The sequence below is a fragment of the Zobellia russellii genome (assembly GCF_018728565.1).
Classification (GTDB): domain Bacteria; phylum Bacteroidota; class Bacteroidia; order Flavobacteriales; family Flavobacteriaceae; genus Zobellia; species Zobellia russellii.
On record NZ_JACSOI010000006.1, the window covers coordinates 149167 to 171466 of the forward strand.

Consider the following 22300-nt stretch of genomic DNA (forward strand, 5'->3'; position numbering starts at 1 on the left):
AGAATACTATGAAAAAATTAACGGAACAAGAAATTGAAAGCCAACTTGCCAAACTTAGCGGTTGGGAATATGTTGATGGTGCAATAGAAACTTCATTTGAGTTCAAGGATTTTAAGGATGCGTTCTCGGTCATGACCCGTATAGCTTTTGAGTGCGAGGCCCAAGGCCATCACCCGGATTGGAGTAATGTTTACAATTCTTTGAACATTAGACTCAATACACATGACGCAGAAGGCGTAACGGAAAAAGATTTTAAACTGGCACACAGCATTGAAGAGATTATAGAAAGCGAATAAAAAATGTGAAGATTTCACGTAAACCTGAGTCAAAATGCATCCTTATTGAATTGGTGACGCTCAGTTACTTGCAACCCTTACCATTTTTATTAAATTTGCTACGTTCAACAAATATTTAGTTACAGATTATGGGAAGAGCTTTTGAATTTAGAAAAGCACGTAAAATGAAGCGATGGTCCGCAATGTCCAAAGCCTTTACACGTATAGGCAAAGATATTGTAATGGCGGTCAAAGAAGGTGGGCCAGACCCAGACTCCAACGCAAAATTAAGGGCGGTTATACAGAATGCCAAGTCTGTAAACATGCCTAAAGACAACGTAGAACGTGCTATTAAAAGAGCAAGTGACAAAAGTCTTGGTGATTATAAAGTTGTTTTATTTGAAGGCTACGCCCCGCACGGAATTGCAATCTTGGTAGAAACGGCAACAGACAATAACACAAGAACCGTAGCAAATGTTCGCAGTTATTTTAACAAATGTGATGGTAGCTTGGGAACTTCGGGTTCTGTAGAATTTATGTTTGACCATACCTGCAACTTTAGAATTCCTGCAGAAGGAATTGACCCGGAAGAACTGGAATTAGAACTTATTGATTTTGGTGCCGAAGAAGTTTTTGTTGATGAAGATGGAATCCTTATCTACGCTCCTTTTGAGAGCTTTGGTGCTATTCAAAAAGAATTGGAAAACCGGGAAATAGAGATTCTTTCTTCTGGATTTGAGCGTATTCCACAAGTAACCAAACAACTTACGGAGGAACAAGCGGCAGATGTAGAAAAGCTTTTGGAGAAAATTGAAGAAGATGATGATGTACAGAACGTATATCATACCATGCAAGAATAATTTATTCCTGCATCCATAAAACAAAAAAGCGACCTTTTCAGGTCGCTTTTTTTATGCTCTACAATCTGTTTACTTATTAGAATAAAAGTAAAGTGATGAAGCCGAAGCCAAACTGTTATTAACTGAAGGAGCTATATCTCCACCAGCATCTGTATTTGAAAAAGCTAAAACTCGGCCTCCTCCATTAGCAGCTTCTGCTATAAATACCATTTTTGAATCTGCATCATATTCGGCGGAAACTGGATTACCCAAAAAGGTACTGGCTCCAGATACTCTAATTTGGTTATTGGCCACTGCCATAACCTCTCCGTTTGCGACCGCACCAAATTTAGAATCAAAATCAGAGATGATATGAAAAGCCCCATCGGAATCGGACGCGGCATCACCCACATCTGTCAGAATCATTGTTCCATTATCATAAGCCAAACCATGGGTACGGACAATTCCTTCTATTGCAATCTGTTTTGACGCACTCACTGTAGCATTTATAGTATTCGTTGCTGTAAATTCTGTAAAAACAGCCAATTCATTGGTTTTATCTACTACGGCATATAAATCATCTTCTACCATTTCAATTCCCCAAAGTGCAAAATCCGTAGTTACTATATTCCGTAACGTAATTTCCCCATTACTTCTGGTGTATACAAACAACCTTCCATCGGGTGTTTCCGCATTTCCATCTACATCGGCATTATCGGCAACTACAATAAAATCATCATTTACAGCAATATCCCTTGGGCTTTCTAAATCCGCAGAACTAGAAACTGATGCCGTAAGTGCTGCATCTACCAAAAAAGTAGAAATATTCGCAAATGCATTCAATTGGCCCGATGACCTGGATGCCTGGATAATTTCATCTGTATCATGATCATAATAAATACCTTCTGCGGCGGTAGAAGTTGTGGTCAATGTTTTGACTTCTCCCTTTGTCATATCATAAACCGTAACATTTCCATTGCTATTGTTAGAAGCAAATAACTGTACTTGCTCCTCTTGTTCTTGCATCTCTACCGTATCGTCGTCATCTTTATCACATGAGACCATTAAGAAAGAACCTAAAGCGATTGCTAAACTGAGTTGTATTACATTTTTGTTCATCTATTCGTGTTTTATTTATCTATACCTACGAAGAACGAACTAGATGGTTTTAAAAAAAAATGTTAAAAATATGGAAACCTAAGCAACTAAAAGATTTACAGTTGGTTGGCTCCTAAAAAGAATAGTTTGTAAAAAGTCATGATCTACGTGCCCTACCTACAACCCCCTTAAAAAAGCTTTCGTAAACTTTAAAATCCGCTTCTTTATCATCGGTAGTAAGCATGGGCTCCGAAATTTTGACCTGTTTTTTTCCAAAATCAAAAGCTATCAAAACAATAGGCACTTGAGCTCCTTTGGCTATATAGTAAAACCCTGTTTTCCATTTGTCTACTTTCTTGCGCGTACCCTCGGGTGCAATGGTCAACCTAAACTTTTCCCGTTTTTGGAATACCTTTACCGTAGCGGAAACCATATCATTGTTCTTACTGCGATCTATGGGCTCTCCTCCCAACCGTCTAAAGATATATCCAAAGGGAAATGTAAACAGGCTTTTTTTACCCACAAAATTGATTTGCTCATTCCAAACTTTTCTGATGAGCAGGCCCAGAAAAAAATCCATATAACTGGTATGTGGCACCACTGCAATTACAAACTTGTTCAGATGACCGGGAAATTGACCTACCATTTTCCAGCCCATTACCTTGAAGTAAATAAATTGAGCTAGTTTTTGCATGAGTATATGTAGAGTTTCAACAAAGAAAAATTAGCGTTCCCAGCTAGGGAAACGATTGTGTTACACATCTAATAAGGCTATATTTTTCTGTAGATGGATTCCAATTTCTCAGGAGTAATGGTATCTCGCCAATTCTCTCCAAGTGCATTTTCCCATAGGGGAACCATGTTCATTGCAACAGAAATCATGGTATCAAATTCTTTTTCACTTAAATTAGAGCAAATACCTGTAGGTAGAACAATACCATGTTTTTCTTTCATTTTATTAAAAAGCGCCACACCTTCTGGATAGAATTCTTCCAAATGCTGAAAAACGAGACAATTTCCAATACCATGTTTAACACCTAACAAATATCCCAGGCCATAACTCATGGCATGCGCTACGCCCACTTGAGAATATGCGATGCTCATGCCTCCATGCCAAGAAGCCATCATTAACTTATCCCGTGAATCCTCTTCAGATAAATCATCTAAATAAACTTCTTTACACAACTCCAAAGCCTTTTCTCCGTAACTCTGGCTAAAGGCGTTCAAATACGTACCTGTAAGCGATTCTATGCAATGGATGTAGCAATCCATACCGGTGTAAAACCATTGTTCTTTTGAAACCCCTTGGGTTAAATCCGGATCTAGCAGCACTTGACCAAAAGTGGTATGATCAGAATTGATTCCCAGTTTTTTCTCAGGCCCAAGCAAAACTGTGGTTCTAGAAACCTCGGCACCTGTGCCACTAATTGTAGGAATACCAACATGAAAAATAGATGGTTTCTGAACTAAATCCCACCCTTGATATTTTGATGAACTGCCCTCGTTTGTCAATAAAATAGCCACTGCTTTGGCCAAATCCAACAAAGTGCCCCCTCCAATACCAACGATACCGCTTGGCAAGTCTTTATATTCTTTCTTTATTTTGTGAACCAAAGCATCAACTTGCACTGTCTTAGGCTCCTCTTCCGCAGAGATAAATATAATCTGATCGTTGAAAATTAATGGGATTCTTTGAGCCAGCTCGGTTCCCTCAAAAACATCATCTACCAAGAAAATAAAAGGAGCTTCGGAATGTTTTCTTTTGGGTAGTAAAATATCTCCCAATTGATTAAAACTTCCTTTGCCGAAAACAACTCTAGGCACCATTGGAAAATTCTTGAATTCCGGCTTTTTACCTACAGTTTTATGTTTTACCTGCACTTCTTTCTTTACCTCCATAAGCTATTTCAAATACTCAACTATATCCGATAATTTATTTATTTTCAGATACTTATAATCACCATTCTCTATTTTTACTTCTTCATGCTGCCATGTAGTATGAAAGGGCACATGCACCGCCTGAGCACCAATTTCAATAAGCGGCAACACATCTGATTTTAATGAATTTCCAATCATCAAAAATTCATTCACATCAATCTCTAAATGGTTCAACAAATGTAGATAGTTTTCTTCTTTTTTATCACTCAAAACCTCCACATGATGAAAGAATTCCGAAAGTCCTGACCTTTCCAATTTACGCTCTTGGTCTAAAAGATCACCTTTGGTCAGAACTATTAACCGATAATTATTGCTTAATTTACGTAAAACTTCTCTTACACCGTCTAATAATTCCACAGGTTGGCGTAACATCTCCTTACCAAGATTTAAAATTTCACCTATTGTGTCTTGAGAAACCCGATTATTAGAAAGCTGCAAAGCAGATTCTACCATAGATAGCATAAACCCCTTTACACCATACCCATACAATTCAAGGTTTTTAATCTCCATTTTAAAGAGCTCCTGATCAATGGTGTTCATGGTTTCGTATCCCTCTAGAAGCTTGGCGAACTTTTGTTCGGTATCCCTAAAGTAGGTTTCGTTTACCCACAGGGTATCATCGGCATCAAAGCCAATTACCTTTATATTACTGTAATCTACTTCCATGCTGCTTGCGCTCTTTTCAAATCTTCAGGCGTATCTATTTCTATTCCCGAGACGGTAGTTTCTACCATTTTAATTTTTTTTCCGTACTCTAAATATCGGATGGCTTCAATTTTTTCGATAGCCTCCAAAGGCAGCATAGGCAGTCTCTGGAAATCCATTAAAGCCCTTTTCCTAAAGGCGTAAATACCTTTGTGCTTGTAGTACACACTTTCAATCTCTTTATTTCGGGGATAAGGAATTGGCGAACGGGAAAAATACAGTGCAAAATTACGGTTATCCACAATTACTTTTACCGTATTGGGGTTGCTTATTTCCTCTTCGTCTGTAATCCTGACCATTAACGAGGCTAAATCTATCTCTTTCTCCGGATCGTTTTTAAACACCTCCAAAACCCCGGCCAAACTTTCCCTATCCGTAAAAGGTTCGTCTCCTTGAACGTTTACAATGATATCAACATCCATATCGGTTACCGCTTCCGCTATACGGTCACTTCCACAGTCATGCTCTTTTTGGCTCATCAGGACTTTTCCGCCGGCGTTGCTTATAGCATTAAAAATGACATCACTATCCGTTACCACGTAAACCTCATGAAACAACTTGGTTTCTACTGCCGCTTCGTAAGTGCGCAATATAACGGGCTTTCCCGACAAGTCCTGCATCAGTTTTGCAGGAAATCTAGATGCCGCATAACGGGCAGGTATCATGGCTATTATCTTCACTTTATATACAAATTATAGTTTTTATTCTATTGTTACGTCCGGTCATTTCTTTTGGGTCTTAATTTTCTGTAAATACGAAAAATCACTACCAAAATAATTATGACTAAAATTACGGCAAGTACAGGAGCGAATATAGATGTCGTGGTTACCACGACCGCCGTGCCCGTTTCTACGGTAGAAACCACAGGATTGGCCAAACCGCCTGTTGAAGCCGTAGAGGCCAACCTACCGGTTGCCCCGGCCCCTTTTATGGCCGTAGCCGTACCGCCACCTGCAATTATAGCCAAAGACCAAGTTACCACTGGATCTAGATCTGCCACCGTAGAGACCATTACCGCCGTACCTGCAATGGCCGCCAAAGGTACCGCAAAACTATCCAAAACATTATCTACCCACGGTATAAAGTAGGCGAAAATTTCCACCAAAGTTGCGACTCCAAATGCTATTACGGCTGCAAAACTTCCTATCCACTGCCAACTTTCGTTTAATTCCCAAACTCCGGTATACGAGGCCAAACTAAGTGCAAACAGAGGCAGGAATACCCGAAACCCTACCGAAGCGGCTAAACCTACACCTAAAAAAATACTGATTATGGTTTCCGATGTCATCTTAACACTATTATTTCCGGTCCGTACGACCTTAAAATTAATACCCTGTACGAGTGCAATTTAGCCTATTCATCACCAACAAAAAAATCGTCCTTAAAACCTATAAGATACAATTGTTTTTTTGCCCTGGTAACCGCGGTGTACAACCACCTAAGGTATTCCTTGTCCACCCCATTTGGCAGATAAGGCTGTTCTACAAAAACCGTATTCCATTGGCCTCCTTGAGACTTGTGACAAGTAATGGCATAAGAAAATTTTACCTGGAGCGCGTTAAAATATTTATTATTCTTCACGCCCAGAAACTTCTTGTATTTAGAAGATTCATTCACAAAATCTTTCATTACCTCTTGGTAAAGCCTATTCCCATCTTCGTAAGGTAGCGATGGTGTTTCCGCTTTTATGGTATCCAAAAGTAGAACTGTCTCAAAAGGTTTTTGGTTAGGATAATCTACCATTTGCACCTTTACTTCCGCAAACCTAAAACCATAGAGTTCTTTTATTGCAAACAGCTCTAACACCTCAATTATGTCACCATTTGCAATAAAACCGGCCTCCGTATTGGGCGATAACCAAAAATAATTATTCTTGACCACCATCATATAATCCCCAACAGATATCTCATTCTCCAGAAACAAAATCCGGCTACGAATGTTCTCATTGTACAGGTTGGCCCGCTTATTGGACCTCACGATAAATGCGGTTTCTTCTTTTCCGTTTTCAGAATAGCTTGAATCTATTGCCTCTTGAATCTCATACCCATCAACCAGTCTAACTATATCTCTAAAATTGCTTAAATGAAATTTAAACTCATCTACAAAACTACTCTGTAATTGCTCCCTAAGCAGGGTAGCATTAACCAAAATACCCGAATCTTCGGCCTGGCGCACTACCTCATCCAGTTCTAGGCGAACCACTTCCTTATCGTAATTTAGCGCCAGTTTATCAGGGTCTAACGCCGGACTTAGGTTTAAGTGCACGGGTGGCAACTGAGCGGTATCACCAATTAAAATCAGTTTGCAATTATGTCCTCCATAAACAAATTGTATTAAATCATCTAAAAGCGAACCGTTACCAAAAAGCTTGGAATCTGTAGGTGCATCCGGAATCATAGAAGCCTCATCTACTATAAAAATGGTATTCCTATGCTTATTGGGGGCCAAAACAAATTGAATACCGCCTCCGCCCTGCTTTTTAGGGAAATAAATTTTTCGGTGAATTGTAAAGGACTGGGTGTTTGCATAGTTGGACATGACTTTTGCCGCCCTTCCTGTGGGTGCCATTAACACTGCCTTCATAGTGGTCTTCCACAAACTACTTACCAAGGTCCCCACCAAGGTAGTTTTACCCGTTCCCGCAAAACCTTTAAGTAGGAACACATCATCCTTTCTGTCAGAAAGTATATACGTAGCTAGTTTTTGTAGCGCTATCGCTTGCTTAAGGGTAGGTTCGTGCGGAAATTTTTCCTTTAAAATTTTGTAAAATGAAGCATCGTTCAACATTGTCATAGGTATCAAAGATAAACAGGATTTTTGGGCGAAAAACTTTTGCGATTGAAAAAAAATTGTAGATTTGTCACAACCACTTAAATATAATTAACACTTAAGAAATGAAGACCATAATTCAAATTGTACTGTGGGTAGCTTGTGTAGGTTTGGCATACCTTATATACCAATCAGTTACGGGGCCTATCGAATTCAACAAAGTAAAGGAAGAACGTTTCGGGCAAGTTATTGCTAAATTGAAAGATATAGGAAACGCTCAAGAAGCTTACAAAACGGTGAACAGAAAATACGCCAATGATTTTAACAGTTTGATTAAATTTATCGATACTGCTGAATACACTATTACTCAGCAACGCGATTCTTCATACATGGAGTTTGATAAAACTTACCAAATTGACCTTCTTAAAGAAGTAAAAATTATAGATACCTTAGGTACCGTTTCAGTTAAAGATTCACTTTTCAAGAACGATACTCGTTACAAGACTCTTATGGAAGTTCCTTTCGCTAAAAATGGTGAGAAGTTTGAAATGAAAGCTGATGTTCTTGTTAAAGGAAATTACAAAGCCCCTGTTTATGAGGCTAAAGTAGACAAGGCTGTTGTTCTTTACGACCAACAACCTACTCTTTTAAAGAAAGAAAAAGCAGAAGTTGGTGTGGAAGAGGTAAATGGTGCTTACATAAAAATTGGCTCACTTACCGAAGTTAGTACTGCTGGTAACTGGCCCCCTATATATGACAAAAAAGCAGACAAAAAATAATACTGGAGAACCAGTGGAAAATTTTAAAAAACTGTCCATTCAAGTTAGCTTGAATGGACTTTCTTTTTGTGTATTTGATACCGTAGCGAATACCATACTAAATTCTGAAAAGGTGGTTTTTGCAAAAGAACTTACCCCGTATGAAATATTAAAACGGTTAAAGCTCTTATTTTCATCCCATACCATTGAAAAAGAGCAATTTTCAGAAATAGTTGTTGTTCACAGAAACAACCTCTTCAGCCTTGTACCAAAAGCTTTGTTCAATGAAAACGAGCTGGCCAATTATCTAAAATTCAACACCAAAATCTTGGCCAACGACCATTTGGCCTATGATGAACTTGAAAGTTTTGAGATCAACAATGTTTATGTTCCTTTTGTAAACATCAACAACTATATCTACGACCTTTTTGGAGAATTTACCTTTAAGCACAATGGCACCGTAATGGTAGAGTCATTATTGAACAACCATGCTACCAATAAAGAAGCTGTGTGTTATATACATACTTCGCAACGCCAAATGGACGTTACGGTAATCGCATCAAAAAAACTTTTGTTGTTCAACAGCTTCAATTTTGTAACCAAAGAAGATTTTCTCTACTACCTGCTCTTTACGTTGGAGCAACTGGAGCTTGATACGGAATCGGTTTGTTTAAAACTCTTTGGTGATATTGAAAAAGGCGATGATATTTACGACCTATGTTACAACTACGTAAAAGATGTTTCCATTTTCTACCCCTCATTTACCGAACACCCTGGCATAGACAGACCAGAAGAAACTATTGATTTTACCGTAATAAACGCCTTTTAATGCGCATCATTTCAGGTTTACACAAAGGAAAGCGATTAACAGCTCCCAAAAAATTACCGGTTCGCCCTACTACGGACATGGCCAAAGAAGCCCTGTTCAACATTTTAAACAACCGTTATTATTTTGACGAACTCGTAGTTTTGGACCTATATGCCGGAACAGGAAATATTAGTTATGAATTTGCCTCTAGAGGCACCACACAAATTAGTGCCGTAGATGCAGACTATGGGTGTATACGGTTCATTAACGAAACCTCGGAAAATCTAGAAATGAGTATTTCTGCTTTTAAAAGTGATGTTTTTAGTTACCTTGAAAAATCCCGGGAAAAATCAACTATCATTTTTGCGGATCCGCCTTACGACCTTCCTTTGGAGTCATTTGAAAAAATACCTGAACTGGTTTTTGAAAATGAATTATTGTTGGATAATGGCCTTCTTATTATAGAACATGCCAGCCAAATGGACTTATCCCATATCAACAATTTTGTGGAAAACCGAAAATACGGAAGTAGTATGTTCAGTTTTTTTGAAAATCCTGACCAAGATTAAAATTGAATTCTTGGAAGAAAAAATAAAGCAGGCCATAAGCCGGATTCTGTTAAGCCCCAAAGGAACTCCCTTATCATTTATCTAGTACTAACATTACTGTTAGGCTCAAACCGCCTACCCTTCGGCTCGGGCGTGCAGCCCTCAAGCACCGATTTACATGACGTTTCACCGCATAGAGTTTACCTGGTTTCACTACAGCATTACCTGTACATACTTTCTGCTGCACTTGTCCTATTCCGTTAAACGGACGACGGGCGTTACCCGCTATGCTGCACTGTGGTGTCCGGACTTTCCTCTCCCGTTTTCACGGCAGCGATAAGGAGACCTGCTCAACGCGCTAAATTAGTACAATTGTTGATAAATAAAGACTTTATCCCACCGAAATAAAACACTGGTACCATTCCTATTTTTATATTTGTAGGATTGAATTGATGTAAATTCTAAACCATAGTTTTTTTGGAACCTTTTATTGTATCGGCACGTAAATATAGACCTCAAACATTTAGGGATGTTGTGGGGCAACAGGCCATTACCAATACTTTGACCAATGCCATCGAACACAATCATTTGGCACAGGCCCTTTTATTTTGTGGCCCTAGAGGAGTTGGCAAGACTACCTGCGCCCGTATTCTTGCCAAACAGATAAATTCTGATGGAACGGAACGTGAAGGTGAAGATTTTGCTTTCAATATTTTTGAGCTGGATGCCGCATCCAACAACTCGGTAGATGACATCCGTAATCTTATAGACCAAGTACGCATACCACCACAAGTGGGCAAATACAAGGTTTACATCATAGATGAGGTTCACATGCTCTCGCAATCGGCCTTCAACGCTTTTCTAAAAACACTTGAAGAACCGCCAAAACACGCCATATTTATTTTGGCCACCACCGAGAAGCATAAAATTATACCCACGATACTCTCTCGTTGTCAGATATTTGATTTTAAGAGAATCACCGTTAAAGATGCTGCCGAATATCTAAAATACATTGCCGAGAACCAAGGTATTGTTGCAGATGATGATGCACTACATATCATAGCCCAAAAGGCAGATGGTGCAATGAGGGATGCCCTTTCTATTTTTGATAGGGTCGTTAGTTTTTCAGGAAAAGAACTGACCAGAAAGGCCGTGACGGAAAATTTAAATGTTCTTGATTACGACACTTATTTTGCTGCGACCGATTTAATTCTAGCTCATAACATACCGCAACTACTCTTATTATTTAACAAAACCCTATCATTAGGCTTTGACGGGCATCATTTCATAAGTGGATTAGCCTCTCATTTTAGGGACTTAATGGTTTGCCAACACCAAGACACCATTAACCTTTTGGAAGTAGGCGATGTGGCCAAACAGAACTATTTAGAGCAATCAAAGAAGACCTCAATGCAGTTTCTTCTTCAGGCTTTGAATATTGCCAATGACTGTGACCTGAAGTATAAGACCAGTAAAAACCAACGGTTGCTGGTAGAACTTACCTTAATGAAACTAGCTTCAATTGGATTTGAGGCCGAAAAAAAAAATTCTGAATCCGACCTCCTAGACGGTTCTACCATTGATTATATAGCTCCAGCATCCTTTTTCAAAGGAAATGGCGCGGTTCAAAAAACACCGGCAAACACTAGTATTCCCGCTCCAAAAGAGCAACCAGAAGTGACTACTCCTGAACCTGTTGTTTCTACCGAAAAACGAGAGGAAACCTATCAAAACGAGGAAAAAATTCCTTCTCCAAGTTCAATTGCCGTTGCGGAGCCCAAAATACAGGAAACAGCACAGCCACAACCTGAAGCTGCACCCATAAAAAAACTCAGTATAGGTGGAGAAAGAAGGGTTTCAGGACTTTCCCTGTCTAGTTTAAAGGCAAAAAAAGAACATGAGCTTAGTAGAAAAGATGAAACAATTGATGAAAGTAAGCTCCCAAAAGATGCTTTTTCCGAAGAGGAAATGCAACAACATTGGGCAGATTATATTCAGAAAATTGATAATGACGGAAAGAAAATTTTGGCCTCCAACCTTAACGTAGATATTCCAAAACTAGTTCAGGATAAAACCATTTGGATAGAATTACCCAATGAAACCATGAAAAAGGAAATTGAGCGTGAGCAATATGGACTTATGGAGCATTTGAGAAGAAACCTGAACAACTACTTTATTGAATTAAAGATTACCGTAAACGAAACCGTTGCGAAAAAGTTTGCGTTTACTCCTGAAGAAAAATATGAAAAGCTCAGGGAGAAAAACCCTGCCATAGATTTACTTAGAAAAACTTTTGATTTAGACCTTTAGCCCTTTTTCAAACCGGATTCTTAGAGCGTACACCAACATTATTACAGCAATAATCAGCAAACCACCTGCTTCCCTAGCCCGTTCAATATTTACAATATCACCTTCACCAATAGCAAAACCTTGAAATTGCTCTGGCCATTGGGTATACGTACCAATTACGGCCAAAAAGAAAAAAGATATAGCCACATAAACAGACAAACGGTTCATTGCGAACAAAGCAGAGGCCAATGCCGCAAGTCCGTAAATAAGATACCACGTAGTAGCATCCGGATCATTATACTGCATATAGGCGGCCCAAGCGAAAAGAATGGCGAATACCACGCCCACTATTTTAAAGAAGATTTTCATATTTCCTCCGTTACGTGCTCCTTAAGGATAGTATACACATCCGTAGCTTCTATATCATCCTTAAAAGAAGAATTGATCTGATCAGTTATCAATATAGGGTAATCTGCCTTGTCTTCAGGAATTCTACCATGAGAACCTTTTACTAAAGTAGCATCTAAGGGAATAATATTCATAACCGTTCTAAAGCCCATTTTTTTCTTCAACAACTTAGCTACAACTTTTGCCATAACCAATTTGTCTTTTGGGTTTGTCAACATTTCTACAGGGTCGTAACCCGGTTTTTTATGAATATCAACCATACGTGCGTAATCCGGCGCCTTGGCATCATCTAACCAAAAATAATAGGTAAACCAAGAATCGGCATCTGCTACTACAACTAAGTCTCCACACCTCTCATGATTTAAATTAGCTTTTTCCAACTCCTCACCTGTCAGAACCTTTTCTACTCCGGAAACGGTCTCTAATAAAGCTTTAACTTCTAGTTTTATAGATGGGTCGTTTAAATACACATGTGCAATTTGATGATCGGCCACGGCAAAAGCCCTACTCTGCCCCGCATCCAAAAGCTCCAACCCACGTTCTTCCCTAATAGCGATGTACCCCTTAGAACGCAAAATTCTATTTAAATGAACAGGGTTGTTTACATCCGTAATACCATATTCCGACAGTAATACAATACGCGCGTTACGCTGTTGAAAATGAGTCACCAACTGTTCAATAACAGCATCTATTTCCTTTAAATCCTTTTTTATTTTGCTGAAATCCAACCCGTGGCGCTGCAAGTTGTAATCTAGATGTGGAAGGTAGACAAGAGACAATGTTGGATTGTGCATCTCATCCGTACGAATAGCCGCATCGGCAATCCATTTACTGGATTTTATAGAGGTTTTTGGACCCCAAAACTGGAACAAAGGAAAAGTACCCAATTCATCCTGCAACATATCCCTTAATTCCGGAGGATAAGAATATACATCAGGTATCTTTCGGCCATCTGCCAAATAGTTCGGCCTTGGGGTTAAACTGAAATCAACCGTAGAATACATATTGTACCACCAGAAATGATTGGCACAGGTAAAATGTTCATCCTCCTTTTTAAGATCGTCCCAAAGCTTATCGCTCTGTACCAAATTATTGGACTGTCGCCAGAATTTTATTTCACATTCTTCCTTAAAATACCAGCCATTACCCACAACACCATGCTCATCCGGTGTTTTCCCCGTGAGGTACGTAGATTGTGCCGAACATGTTACCGCTGGCAAAACTGGACTTATGTAAGCCGATTTTCCCTTTTTTAAGAAAGATTCTATAAATGGGGTATGTTCCCCAATAAGACGTTGGGTCAAGCCTACAACGTTAATTACTACCGTTTTTTTCATCCTCTAAAACTTTTCAACAAACCACTCAATCTCTCTGATAATAGACTCCGAAAGGTCTCTTTTCAAGGTATATGGAAGAACATCCCACGTATAGGTCTCTATTTCCAAGTGCTCGGAAACAGGATTATTTTTTAAATATTCCATCACCTTTAGGATATGGTCTTGCGTAGAATCCAGTACCCCAAACCGTTCCAGAAATATAGGTACGTGAAAATGCGCGCGCAACTCCTTAAAATCACGCTTATGCTCCAACACTATGGGTAAATCATTATAGGTTTTTACCTTTCTATCTATCTTTTCGGTCACCTGATGCAGGTAAGTAGGCTCATCAAAAAGAGCCAAGGCCTCCCATATTTCTTCATTGCCTGACGGATTAGCAAGAATTTTCAGCGCTGCACTAACTTGAATTTTTCCAATCGCTATTCCCGCGTCGGCGAACTTCTTAAATGTGTCCACTGGTTCTTCATAGGCCAAAGAAAAATGACAGATATCATAACAGACAGTAAGATACCGGTGTATAATTTTATTGGCTTCTGAAGCATTCAAACCAAGTTTATCGGCAATTACGGTCGTTCCTATGGGTATAAGGTAATCCGTAAAAAAACGTAGCACCTCATCACTGTTTTCCAACATACCATCTGGCTCCGGTTCTATGTCCAGATGTACATACTTTCCGGTTCGCTTTTCTATGTCATGTAGATGAATGGCGACTTCCACCATATTCTTTGCTCCGGTCTCAAAAGCTGATTTTGTAGCCTCTTTGGTAGAATGCCAATATTTATAACTTACCGGAGAGGTAGATATTCCACCGGATATACCTTCAGGAAGTAAAGCCTCTAACTGATCGAACAAACGTTTGGTATAGATCAACCGTTCAGCAGTGGTCCAATCCGGGGCATGTACATCATCCTTTACCCGTTCATTATGAAAGTTGCCGTATGGAAAACCGTTCATGGTAAACACATACACATTGTTCCTGTCCAACCATTGCTTGAATTCTTCAAGATTACCGTTCATGGCAAGCTCTTCACTAGCTTTGTTGGACAACCGCAACCCTAATCCAAAGGGCTTGTCCACAGCTACTTTTTGCTTTATCTGGGGAACATGTTCCTTAAGACTATCAAACGTAGTCTTCCAATCAAATCCGGGGTGAATATTGGTACAATAAGTGAGTTGAAAATTGTTATCTATCTGCAAACTACCCTACTTTAAGTTTTGAAATTTCGTTTACCATGTCCAGTGCCTTTTTCATGGTCTGGCGGTCAATCTGATGAACATCATGCTTAACACCTAAATCAGAAATAAGTGTTATAGTAAGTTCTCCTCCTAAATGCTCGCGAAACTCTTCTATTCCGTTCAACAATTCATTTACCTCTTTCTCCGAAGCCAATGGAAAGCTTAAATCAAAACCAATGTTCTGAAAAACAGCCACCACACGGTCCAAATCCGCTTTATTGATCAAACCTGTTAAATGCGCATACGCCACATCTAACACGATACCCTTTGCAACGGCTTCGCCATGACGTAAGGCATAATTGGTCATATATTCTAATTTATGGGCCGCCCAATGCCCAAAATCCAAAGGTCTGGACGAACCACTCTCAAAAGGGTCTCCGCCTTGGGCAATATGGTGCATATGCATTTCGGCACACCTATATATCGTGTACTGCATTGCTTCCATGTCTCTATCCCGCAATTTATATGCGTTTTCCTCCAAATACTCAAAAAAGACCTTATCCTTGATCAATGCGACTTTTAAGGCTTCGGAAATACCGGAAATCCAATCGCGTTGCTCTAAGGTTTTTAGAAAATCCGTATCGTTTATAATCGCATATGGTGGCGCAAAAGTGCCAATGAAATTCTTTTTCCCAAAAGCATTCACACTATTTTTAACGCCCACAGCGGAATCATCTTGAGACAAAACAGTTGTTGGTATACGAATTAATTTTACACCTCTATGCGCAATTGCCGCGGCGTATCCCGCCATATCAATTACCGCTCCCCCGCCAATGACCACAACAAATGAATGTCTGCAAATAGCATATTCGCTAACTCCTTTAAGAATTGCTTCAACTTGACTTTCATCATTTTTACACGCTTCGCCCCCTTGGACTATCATGCTCTTCATGTGCACCAGATTTTCAGGATAATGCTTACAGTAAGATTTTATATTATCCATAAGCGCCGGGTGCGCAGCCGCAACACCATCATCAACCACAAAAAGAAGTTTTACAGGCTCATTTTTATAGGTCTTGATAATATCCTTGAACAAGGTATTTTCGGTACCGAACAAGTTTTGGGTAAAGTGAAGGCCATATTGATATGAAACCTCAAATTTTTGTTCTATCGTTTTAAACATCATTTTTCTTTTGAACGCCAATAACAATTGACCTTAGGTAACGGCAAATAATTTTGATAGGCTCTTGGACACCGGAAGCAGTGCCAAAATAACCAACCCATACCACCAGTCCGAAAAAGCTACGGCAATGGACGAATCCAATAAAATTAACGCTATGACACCCGCCATAACCGCTTTTTTAATATTCTCCGGTGAGTTTACGGAATGTGCCTTAATCAAAGGCTTAAAAACCGTGAACGCAAACAATATCAAAAACAATAACGGAAATAAAAGCGCATCCGTATGTAGAAAGGCCATAGTTGCAACGGCTAAAATTACAGTTCCGTAGAGCACACCCGCCAATACAATATGATTTTTATTTTCTCCATGCACTTCACCTCTACTTATTAAAGTAATCGCAAAGATGTATACGATGGGTATAAAGGCCATGAACCAAAAACTAAAATCATTTAAGATGGACATGCCCAATAACAAGTTGATTCCCCTGCACAGCCCCATACTTAAAGGCCCGAAAAAATCATATTTCTTAGCAATTGCATCATATAAAAGTATGGCAAATGCCAATGCTACAGCAACCATTCCGGACGTTACGGATACCAGGAATGCCAACAGTACGCCAACAGTTAAAGTAACACCGCCATATAACGCCGCCGAATTATAAGGAACAACACCACTAGGAATGGGCCTTTCCGGACGTTCTACTTGATCGATCTTAAAATCGAATACATCGTTTAGAATTACGCCTCCCGCATAGAGAAGTACGGATGAAAATATTAGGTATATCACATTAAAAAACCGCTCCGAACCTAGAAAATCAGTTTGAAGACCACCTACAAAAATACCTCCAATAGCTACACCGGCCAAAATATCGGCCGCAGCAGTCGGTAAATTAGCAGGTCTTGCCAATCGTGCATAACCAAGAAACGTGCGATTCATTATGTAATCTGATCAGAATCTATCCTAGGCTCCTGCCCTCTTAAAACACTGTTATCATTATAAAGTTGCGTTTGATTGATTCCATCAGGCTTTAACCAGTGCTCTTCCTTCATTTTACCATTAGATCCAAAAATATCCAATGCATTTTGATAACATGTCTTTACAACATCCTCTCTTGCAATTCCTCTTTTAAGCATAAGGTTTGCCGTCTTTGGCACCGCCAAAGGATCACTAACACCCCAATCTGCAGAGCTATCTACTATAATATTGTTGCTTCCATATTTTTTGACCACTTCTACCATACGTTCGTTACCCATTTTTGTCTTTGGGTAAATGGTAAATGCTGCAATAAAACCTCTATCAAGAACGTCTTTTACGGTTTCTTCGTTATTATGGTCGATAACCACTTTTGAAGGGTCTAGACCATGCTCCAAACAAACCTCCATACTTTTTAAAGTTCCTGCCTTTTTATCGCGATGAGGCGTGTGCACTTGCACTACCATGTCCAACTCCTTGGCCATTTCCAGCTGCATACGGAAATATTTATCCTCCGCCGGGGTCTGGTCGTCATACCCTATTTCTCCAATAGCTACAACGTTCTGCTTGTGCACGTACAATGGCAAAAGCTCTATAACCTGCTCCGCCAATGCTTCATTGTTGGCTTCTTTGGAATTTAAGCCGATGGTACAATAATGCTGGATACCAAATTGGCTCGCCCTAAAAGGCTCCCAACCTACCAAACTACTGTAATAATCTTGAAACGAACCCACTTGCGTTCTTGGCTGTCCTAACCAAAAAGAAGGTTCTATTATAGCTACTACTCCGGCCTCGGCCATAGCCTCATAATCGTCCGTAGTTCGCGATGTCATATGTACATGCGGGTCGATTATCATCATTTTATCTTCCATACTAATCTTTTATATTTTTCCAGGTAATAGTTTTACGCTCTACTTGAGTTTTTATTTCGGGATACTTATCCAGTAATTCTTTCGCTTTTGACGCTTCGGAATTATAGCAACATAATGCGGCCACTTTATTTTCAACAGGATTATCACTTGCAAACAAGCGTGCCATATCTTTCAACAAGTTATCATCTAAAAATCCCGCGACCGGTCTCCAAAACAAAGGTTCAATCTCCCTTGAAGCCGCCCAACGTTCATGTGCATAATCTGAGATAATCCGTGCCAAGTCCTTATTGGCCCGCTCGTCAATATTCAAAATATTGGAGAGGTCTAACTGCATAAAGGCAGCCTTTAGAAACATTTGGTTCCATTGCTGATCATTAAAATATTTTGCCGGGTAAGGGTTCCGCATACTTATCGCTTCAAAAATAGTGGCAATGTTCGTACGCAAAGCTTCAACTGCGGTCTGCTTATAATTCTCCGCATTGGGCAATAAGATTAGAAATTTCAGAAAAGTTTCGAGCTCACCAATATCTGCAACTTGAATTAAATTGGCCACTTTGGGCACAAAAAAATCTTCGTTGGCATATAGCACCTTTATCAATAGATAAATACGCGCTACCTGAAGCGTTGTAGCTTTTTGAGTTTTTAAATATTGGGTTACTGCATCCGCATCCTCACTTAGATTCAGAATAGTGCCTGAATCTATTTTACTAGCCAGCAGGCTATAGGTCATATACAGGTCCTTAGTAGAACTTGAGCCAATGATCTGCTCTAATTTTTGTTGCAACCATGAATTTGTTTCCGAGTCTAAATTAGTGCTTAATAAAGACTGGAGCTTTTGGTCTATTTTGGTTAATTCCATAATCTGTTATTCGGGTTTCTTGACAAGTGGTAACAACCCTGCTTTTTTAACCTTTCGGTCTAATAAAAAACAACTATCTACAAAACTAATTATTCTTTAGGGGAAACTGGATATTTAAGATGCTAAATTCTAGTTATAGTTTACAAAGATTCTTGCTAATTTTACGAAAAATATAATTATGCTAGGCCTTAAGTTACCAACTGACCCCAGATGGGTGAATATTGTTGAGAAAAATATAGATGAGATTTTGACCGATCACGCCTACTGCGAACAAAAAGCAGCAAGCACGGCCATATCATTAATCATAAGTTTTCCCGAGTATACCGAGTTGGTGGAGGAAATGATAGCACTTTCTAGAGAGGAAATGGCCCATTTTAAAATGGTACATGACCGTATTACGGCTAGAGGACAAAGTTTAGGACGGGATAGAAAAGATGAGTATGTTCTTCAATTGATCAAATTCTTTCCAAAAGGCGGAAGCCGCACCACCCAATTGGTACATCGTCTTTTATACGCCGCATTGATCGAAGCCAGAAGCTGTGAACGCTTTAGATTGCTATCTGAAGAACTGGAGGATAAAGAACTTGCTGAGTTCTACCATAAGCTTATGGTAAGTGAAGCCGGGCACTACACCATGTTCCTAAAATTTGCAAGGCAATATGGAAATCGTGAAGAAGTGGACAAGAAATGGCAAGCACTCCTAGATTTTGAGGCTGAAATAATGAAAAACCTAAGTAAGAACGAAAGCATTCACGGGTAAGAATTTCAGGTTTTAGAAAAGCCCATATGCTTTAGCCTAAAACCTGAAACCCTAATTATTCCTTACTCTGCCATTGAAATATCCGGACCTAGTTTATTTTTGTAATAATCATATGTAGCAAACTGCGAACGTAGCTTAGGCTTATCATTTACACGATAAGCGTTATTCTGTTCTTCATTGAACACTCTAGCTTTTACATTATCGTTCCAAGAAATTTCATACGTATCTATCAACTCTTGTTTTACATCTTCGTCATAAATAGGACAACCTACCTCTACCCTATTCTCTAGGTTACGGGTCATAAAATCCGCAGAAGAAATAAACACTCTGGTATCACCATCGTTACAGAAAATAAAGATTCTTGGGTGTTCCAAAAACTTATCTACAATACTAATGGCCTCAATATTCTCGCTCATACCTTTTATACCGGGTATTAAGCAGCAGATACCCCGCACAATCAATTGTATCTTAACACCGGCATTACTGGCTTCGTACAATTTATCTATCATTTTATACGAAGTAAAGCTGTTCATCTTAATTTTGATGTACGCCTCTTTACCCGCTTTAGCGTTCGCTATTTCCTTATCTATCAGTTTTATAAAGAAAGATTTGGTATAATGTGGAGACACTATTAGATGCTTGTACTTATTGATTTTATAGGTTGTCTCAAAGAAATCGAAAACCTTATTCAATTCTTTTAGAATACGCTCATTTGCCGTAAACAGCGTATAATCCGTATAAATTCTTGCTGTAGACTCGTTAAAGTTACCTGTGCTAATAAATCCATAACGCTTCAGCACCCCGTTTTCCTCTCTTTCTATCATACATATCTTACTATGTACTTTAAGCCCCGGTACACCAAAAATGAGTTTTACACCTTCCGCCTGAAGTTCCTCGGCATATCTAATATTGGCTTGTTCATCAAAACGTGCGCGAAGTTCTATTTGCAGGGTCACCTGTTTTCCATTCTTAACCGCATTGGACAAACAAGCGGCCACCTGAGAATCGTTGGCAAGACGATATACCGTAATCTTGATCGCTTTTACCTTTGGGTCTAGAGCGGCTTCCCTTAAAAATTTAAGCACATATGAAAATGTATGGTAAGGCGTGTACTGCAAATAATCCTTATCAGCTATTTTCTCAAGCAGACTACCTTCAAGATTTAAACCTTTTACCGGTAAGGGAGCTATTTTACTGTACATTAAATCTTCTCTTCCCAAACTAGGGAAGCCCATATAATCCCGCTTGTTATGATATCTACCTCCCGGTATAACACTATCCGCATCCTCGATCCCCATTTTATCCTTAAGAAAATCCAGCGTATCCAACTCTATGTTCTTGTCATATACAAAACGTACCGGATCACTAATTTTCCTATGTTCTACACTGGAGTAAATTTTCTCAATAAAACTTTTACTTAAATCATTATCTATATCAAGTTCCGCATCTCGCGTAATCTTGATCATATGAGAGGATATGGACTTATAATCGAACATAGGGAAAACACTATCCATACAATACCGGATAATATCATCCAGAATGATCACATAGTTCTTATCACCCTCTTTAGGCAGGACCACAAAACGATCAATACCCTTAGGAATCTCAATAAGTGCATATCGTTTTTCCTTTTTCTCAAAGGTACGTTTGGTGCGATCATCACTCTTTAAAACCATCTTTACGGCTAAATATGCCGCTGTATCCTTCAACATTGGAAACTCCGCCAAATCATTTAAAATGATGGTCATAAGCTGCGGACTCACCTTTTGAATAAAGTATTTCTTAACGAACTCCCCTTGTTTCTCGGTCAATTCGTTTTCCTTAAGAAGATAGATATCCTGATTTTCTAACTCCTTCTGTATTTCGTCTAAAATCTCAACACTTTTGCGTTGCTGCTCAATTACAAATTTGGTAATCTCTTCCAGTAAATCCTTGGCCTTCTCACCACCTAAAACACTTTTGCCCGATTTTCCCGCTTCAAAAATTCGTTTTACGGTAGCATAACGCACTTTAAAAAACTCATCTAAATTGTTGGAAAAAATTCCTAAAAACCGAAGACGTTCTATTAACGGTACATTCTCATCCTCGCACTCTTGAAGCACTCTTTCGTTAAAACGCAACCAGCTTATTTCTCTGTTTATATATTTGTAATTTGTCTTTATCATTTATCTAAGGTCTTTCGGGAAAATGGTTTGTTTTGTTGTTCCTTTTGTTACTGAATTCCAGCTATTGACCGGAAAATTGAGCTGTACCAGACCACTGGTCGTAACGTTGTCAATATAGGTATTTCCCAAAGAATTGGCAACATGGGTAAAAGCGTGATTATGACCAAAAATCATCACAGAATCTAACGAATCATCAAGGTTTGATATAAAGTCAAAAACCGATTCCCCTGAAAAATCATACAGTTCGTTCGTAATCTGTACCAAGGACAAAGAAATATTGAGCTGTCTAGTAAAAATCATAGCGGTGTGCAATGCCCTATTTGCGGGACTTGAAAAAACGGCGTCTATATTTTCTCCTTGAGAATTAAACTTGGAGGACACTAAAAGTGCATCGTTCACACCTCTTTCCTGAAGCGGCCGATCTTTATCGCTCACCGAATAATCCCAAGAAGATTTCCCGTGCCTGACCATTATCAATGTTTTCATTTAATCGAAATTTAAAGTTTTAAAAATGTTTAGCCCCTTCCAAATTTTGCTCTAA

General features: G+C 39.2%; 23 protein-coding genes and 1 other RNA gene. 7 read left to right on the forward strand and 17 right to left on the reverse strand.

What is annotated here, in order from left to right:
• The first annotated feature begins 8 nt into the window (after positions 1-8).
• Both H9565_RS15010 and H9565_RS15015 read left to right on the forward strand, forming a co-directional pair.
• Positions 9-296 (forward strand): 4a-hydroxytetrahydrobiopterin dehydratase, encoded by a 288-nt coding sequence (locus H9565_RS15010; RefSeq protein ID WP_215440832.1) that lies wholly within the window; start codon positions 9-11, stop codon positions 294-296.
• 128 nt (positions 297-424) lie between these two features.
• Entirely contained in the window at positions 425-1135 is a 711-nt protein-coding gene (locus H9565_RS15015) for a YebC/PmpR family DNA-binding transcriptional regulator (protein WP_215440843.1), read from the forward strand.
• 69 nt (positions 1136-1204) lie between these two features.
• On the opposite strand, the gene H9565_RS15020 is transcribed toward H9565_RS15015, so the two are convergent.
• From H9565_RS15020 to H9565_RS15050, 7 genes are all read right to left on the reverse strand, one after another.
• Positions 1205-2233 (reverse strand): hypothetical protein, encoded by a 1029-nt coding sequence (locus H9565_RS15020; RefSeq protein ID WP_215440844.1) that lies wholly within the window; start codon positions 2231-2233, stop codon positions 1205-1207.
• Between the two features lie 136 nt (positions 2234-2369).
• The gene (locus H9565_RS15025) at positions 2370-2906 is read right to left on the reverse strand and encodes a 1-acyl-sn-glycerol-3-phosphate acyltransferase (protein WP_215440847.1); all 537 of its coding nucleotides are present in this window, start codon (positions 2904-2906) and stop codon (positions 2370-2372) included.
• Positions 2907-2983: 77 nt separating this feature from the next.
• Entirely contained in the window at positions 2984-4111 is a 1128-nt protein-coding gene (locus tag H9565_RS15030) for an iron-containing alcohol dehydrogenase family protein (protein ID WP_215440849.1), read from the reverse strand.
• 3 nt (positions 4112-4114) lie between these two features.
• Positions 4115-4816, reverse strand: coding sequence for an HAD family hydrolase (locus H9565_RS15035; protein WP_215440850.1), 702 nt, complete (start codon positions 4814-4816; stop codon positions 4115-4117).
• On the reverse strand, positions 4807-5520 hold the full coding sequence (gene kdsB, locus H9565_RS15040) for a 3-deoxy-manno-octulosonate cytidylyltransferase (RefSeq protein WP_215441065.1): 714 nt from the start codon (positions 5518-5520) through the stop codon (positions 4807-4809). Before kdsB ends, H9565_RS15035 begins: the two co-directional genes overlap by 10 nt.
• Before the next feature lie 47 nt (positions 5521-5567).
• The gene (locus H9565_RS15045) at positions 5568-6143 is read right to left on the reverse strand and encodes a DUF4126 domain-containing protein (protein WP_215440852.1); all 576 of its coding nucleotides are present in this window, start codon (positions 6141-6143) and stop codon (positions 5568-5570) included.
• Between the two features lie 65 nt (positions 6144-6208).
• On the reverse strand, positions 6209-7648 hold the full coding sequence (locus H9565_RS15050; protein WP_215441066.1) for an ATP-dependent DNA helicase: 1440 nt from the start codon (positions 7646-7648) through the stop codon (positions 6209-6211).
• A gap of 101 nt (positions 7649-7749) precedes the next feature.
• Between H9565_RS15050 and H9565_RS15055 the strand changes: the two genes are divergently transcribed.
• The 3 genes from H9565_RS15055 to H9565_RS15065 are packed head-to-tail and all read left to right on the forward strand — an operon-like array spanning position 7750 to position 9759.
• Positions 7750-8403, forward strand: a complete 654-nt coding sequence (locus tag H9565_RS15055; RefSeq protein WP_215440853.1) for a hypothetical protein — start codon at positions 7750-7752, stop codon at positions 8401-8403.
• A complete protein-coding gene (locus H9565_RS15060; protein ID WP_215440855.1) occupies positions 8378-9211 on the forward strand; it encodes a DUF3822 family protein in 834 nt (277 codons plus the stop codon). Before H9565_RS15055 ends, H9565_RS15060 begins: the two co-directional genes overlap by 26 nt.
• On the forward strand, positions 9211-9759 hold the full coding sequence (locus H9565_RS15065) for an RsmD family RNA methyltransferase (protein ID WP_215440857.1): 549 nt from the start codon (positions 9211-9213) through the stop codon (positions 9757-9759). The genes H9565_RS15060 and H9565_RS15065 overlap by 1 nt, the downstream gene beginning before the upstream one ends.
• 20 nt (positions 9760-9779) lie before the next feature.
• Here the strand turns inward: H9565_RS15065 and rnpB are convergent.
• Positions 9780-10091: RNase P RNA component class A (gene rnpB, locus H9565_RS15070), an RNA gene on the reverse strand.
• A gap of 124 nt (positions 10092-10215) precedes the next feature.
• On the opposite strand from rnpB, the gene H9565_RS15075 reads away from it, so the two are divergent.
• Positions 10216-12048, forward strand: a complete 1833-nt coding sequence (locus tag H9565_RS15075) for a DNA polymerase III subunit gamma/tau (RefSeq protein ID WP_215440859.1) — start codon at positions 10216-10218, stop codon at positions 12046-12048.
• On the opposite strand, the gene H9565_RS15080 is transcribed toward H9565_RS15075, so the two are convergent.
• From H9565_RS15080 to H9565_RS15110, 7 genes are read right to left on the reverse strand one after another with little or no spacing between them, the layout of a single operon-like run.
• A complete protein-coding gene (locus tag H9565_RS15080; RefSeq protein WP_215440861.1) occupies positions 12037-12396 on the reverse strand; it encodes a transmembrane 220 family protein in 360 nt (119 codons plus the stop codon). The two genes, H9565_RS15075 and H9565_RS15080, sit on opposite strands and share 12 nt — an antisense overlap.
• The gene (locus H9565_RS15085; protein ID WP_215440863.1) at positions 12393-13772 is read right to left on the reverse strand and encodes an alkaline phosphatase family protein; all 1380 of its coding nucleotides are present in this window, start codon (positions 13770-13772) and stop codon (positions 12393-12395) included. Before H9565_RS15085 ends, H9565_RS15080 begins: the two co-directional genes overlap by 4 nt.
• Positions 13773-13775: 3 nt before the next feature.
• Complete coding sequence (gene eboE, locus H9565_RS15090) at positions 13776-14969, reverse strand: metabolite traffic protein EboE (protein WP_215440865.1); 1194 nt, start codon at positions 14967-14969, stop codon at positions 13776-13778.
• Position 14970: 1 nt separating this feature from the next.
• The gene (locus tag H9565_RS15095; protein WP_246560685.1) at positions 14971-16134 is read right to left on the reverse strand and encodes a 3-dehydroquinate synthase; all 1164 of its coding nucleotides are present in this window, start codon (positions 16132-16134) and stop codon (positions 14971-14973) included.
• A 30-nt stretch (positions 16135-16164) separates the two neighbouring features.
• Positions 16165-17067: a UbiA-like protein EboC gene (gene eboC, locus H9565_RS15100; protein WP_215440867.1), complete on the reverse strand. Its 903-nt coding sequence runs from the start codon at positions 17065-17067 to the stop codon at positions 16165-16167.
• Positions 17067-17975: a TatD family hydrolase gene (locus tag H9565_RS15105; RefSeq protein WP_215440869.1), complete on the reverse strand. Its 909-nt coding sequence runs from the start codon at positions 17973-17975 to the stop codon at positions 17067-17069. The genes eboC and H9565_RS15105 overlap by 1 nt, the downstream gene beginning before the upstream one ends.
• A gap of 1 nt (position 17976) precedes the next feature.
• The gene (locus H9565_RS15110; RefSeq protein ID WP_215440871.1) at positions 17977-18834 is read right to left on the reverse strand and encodes an EboA domain-containing protein; all 858 of its coding nucleotides are present in this window, start codon (positions 18832-18834) and stop codon (positions 17977-17979) included.
• 178 nt (positions 18835-19012) lie between these two features.
• Between H9565_RS15110 and miaE the strand changes: the two genes are divergently transcribed.
• Positions 19013-19594 carry a tRNA-(ms[2]io[6]A)-hydroxylase gene (miaE, locus tag H9565_RS15115; RefSeq protein WP_215440873.1) on the forward strand — a complete coding sequence of 194 codons (582 nt, stop codon included), beginning with the start codon at positions 19013-19015 and terminating at the stop codon, positions 19592-19594.
• A gap of 62 nt (positions 19595-19656) precedes the next feature.
• Here the strand turns inward: miaE and ppk1 are convergent, their stop codons facing one another.
• Together ppk1 and H9565_RS15125 are read right to left on the reverse strand one after the other, a co-directional pair.
• A complete protein-coding gene (gene ppk1 / locus H9565_RS15120; protein ID WP_215440875.1) occupies positions 19657-21759 on the reverse strand; it encodes a polyphosphate kinase 1 in 2103 nt (700 codons plus the stop codon).
• Positions 21760-22245: a SixA phosphatase family protein gene (locus tag H9565_RS15125; RefSeq protein WP_215440876.1), complete on the reverse strand. Its 486-nt coding sequence runs from the start codon at positions 22243-22245 to the stop codon at positions 21760-21762. It abuts the gene before it with no gap.
• Between the last annotated feature and the right edge of the window lie 55 nt (positions 22246-22300).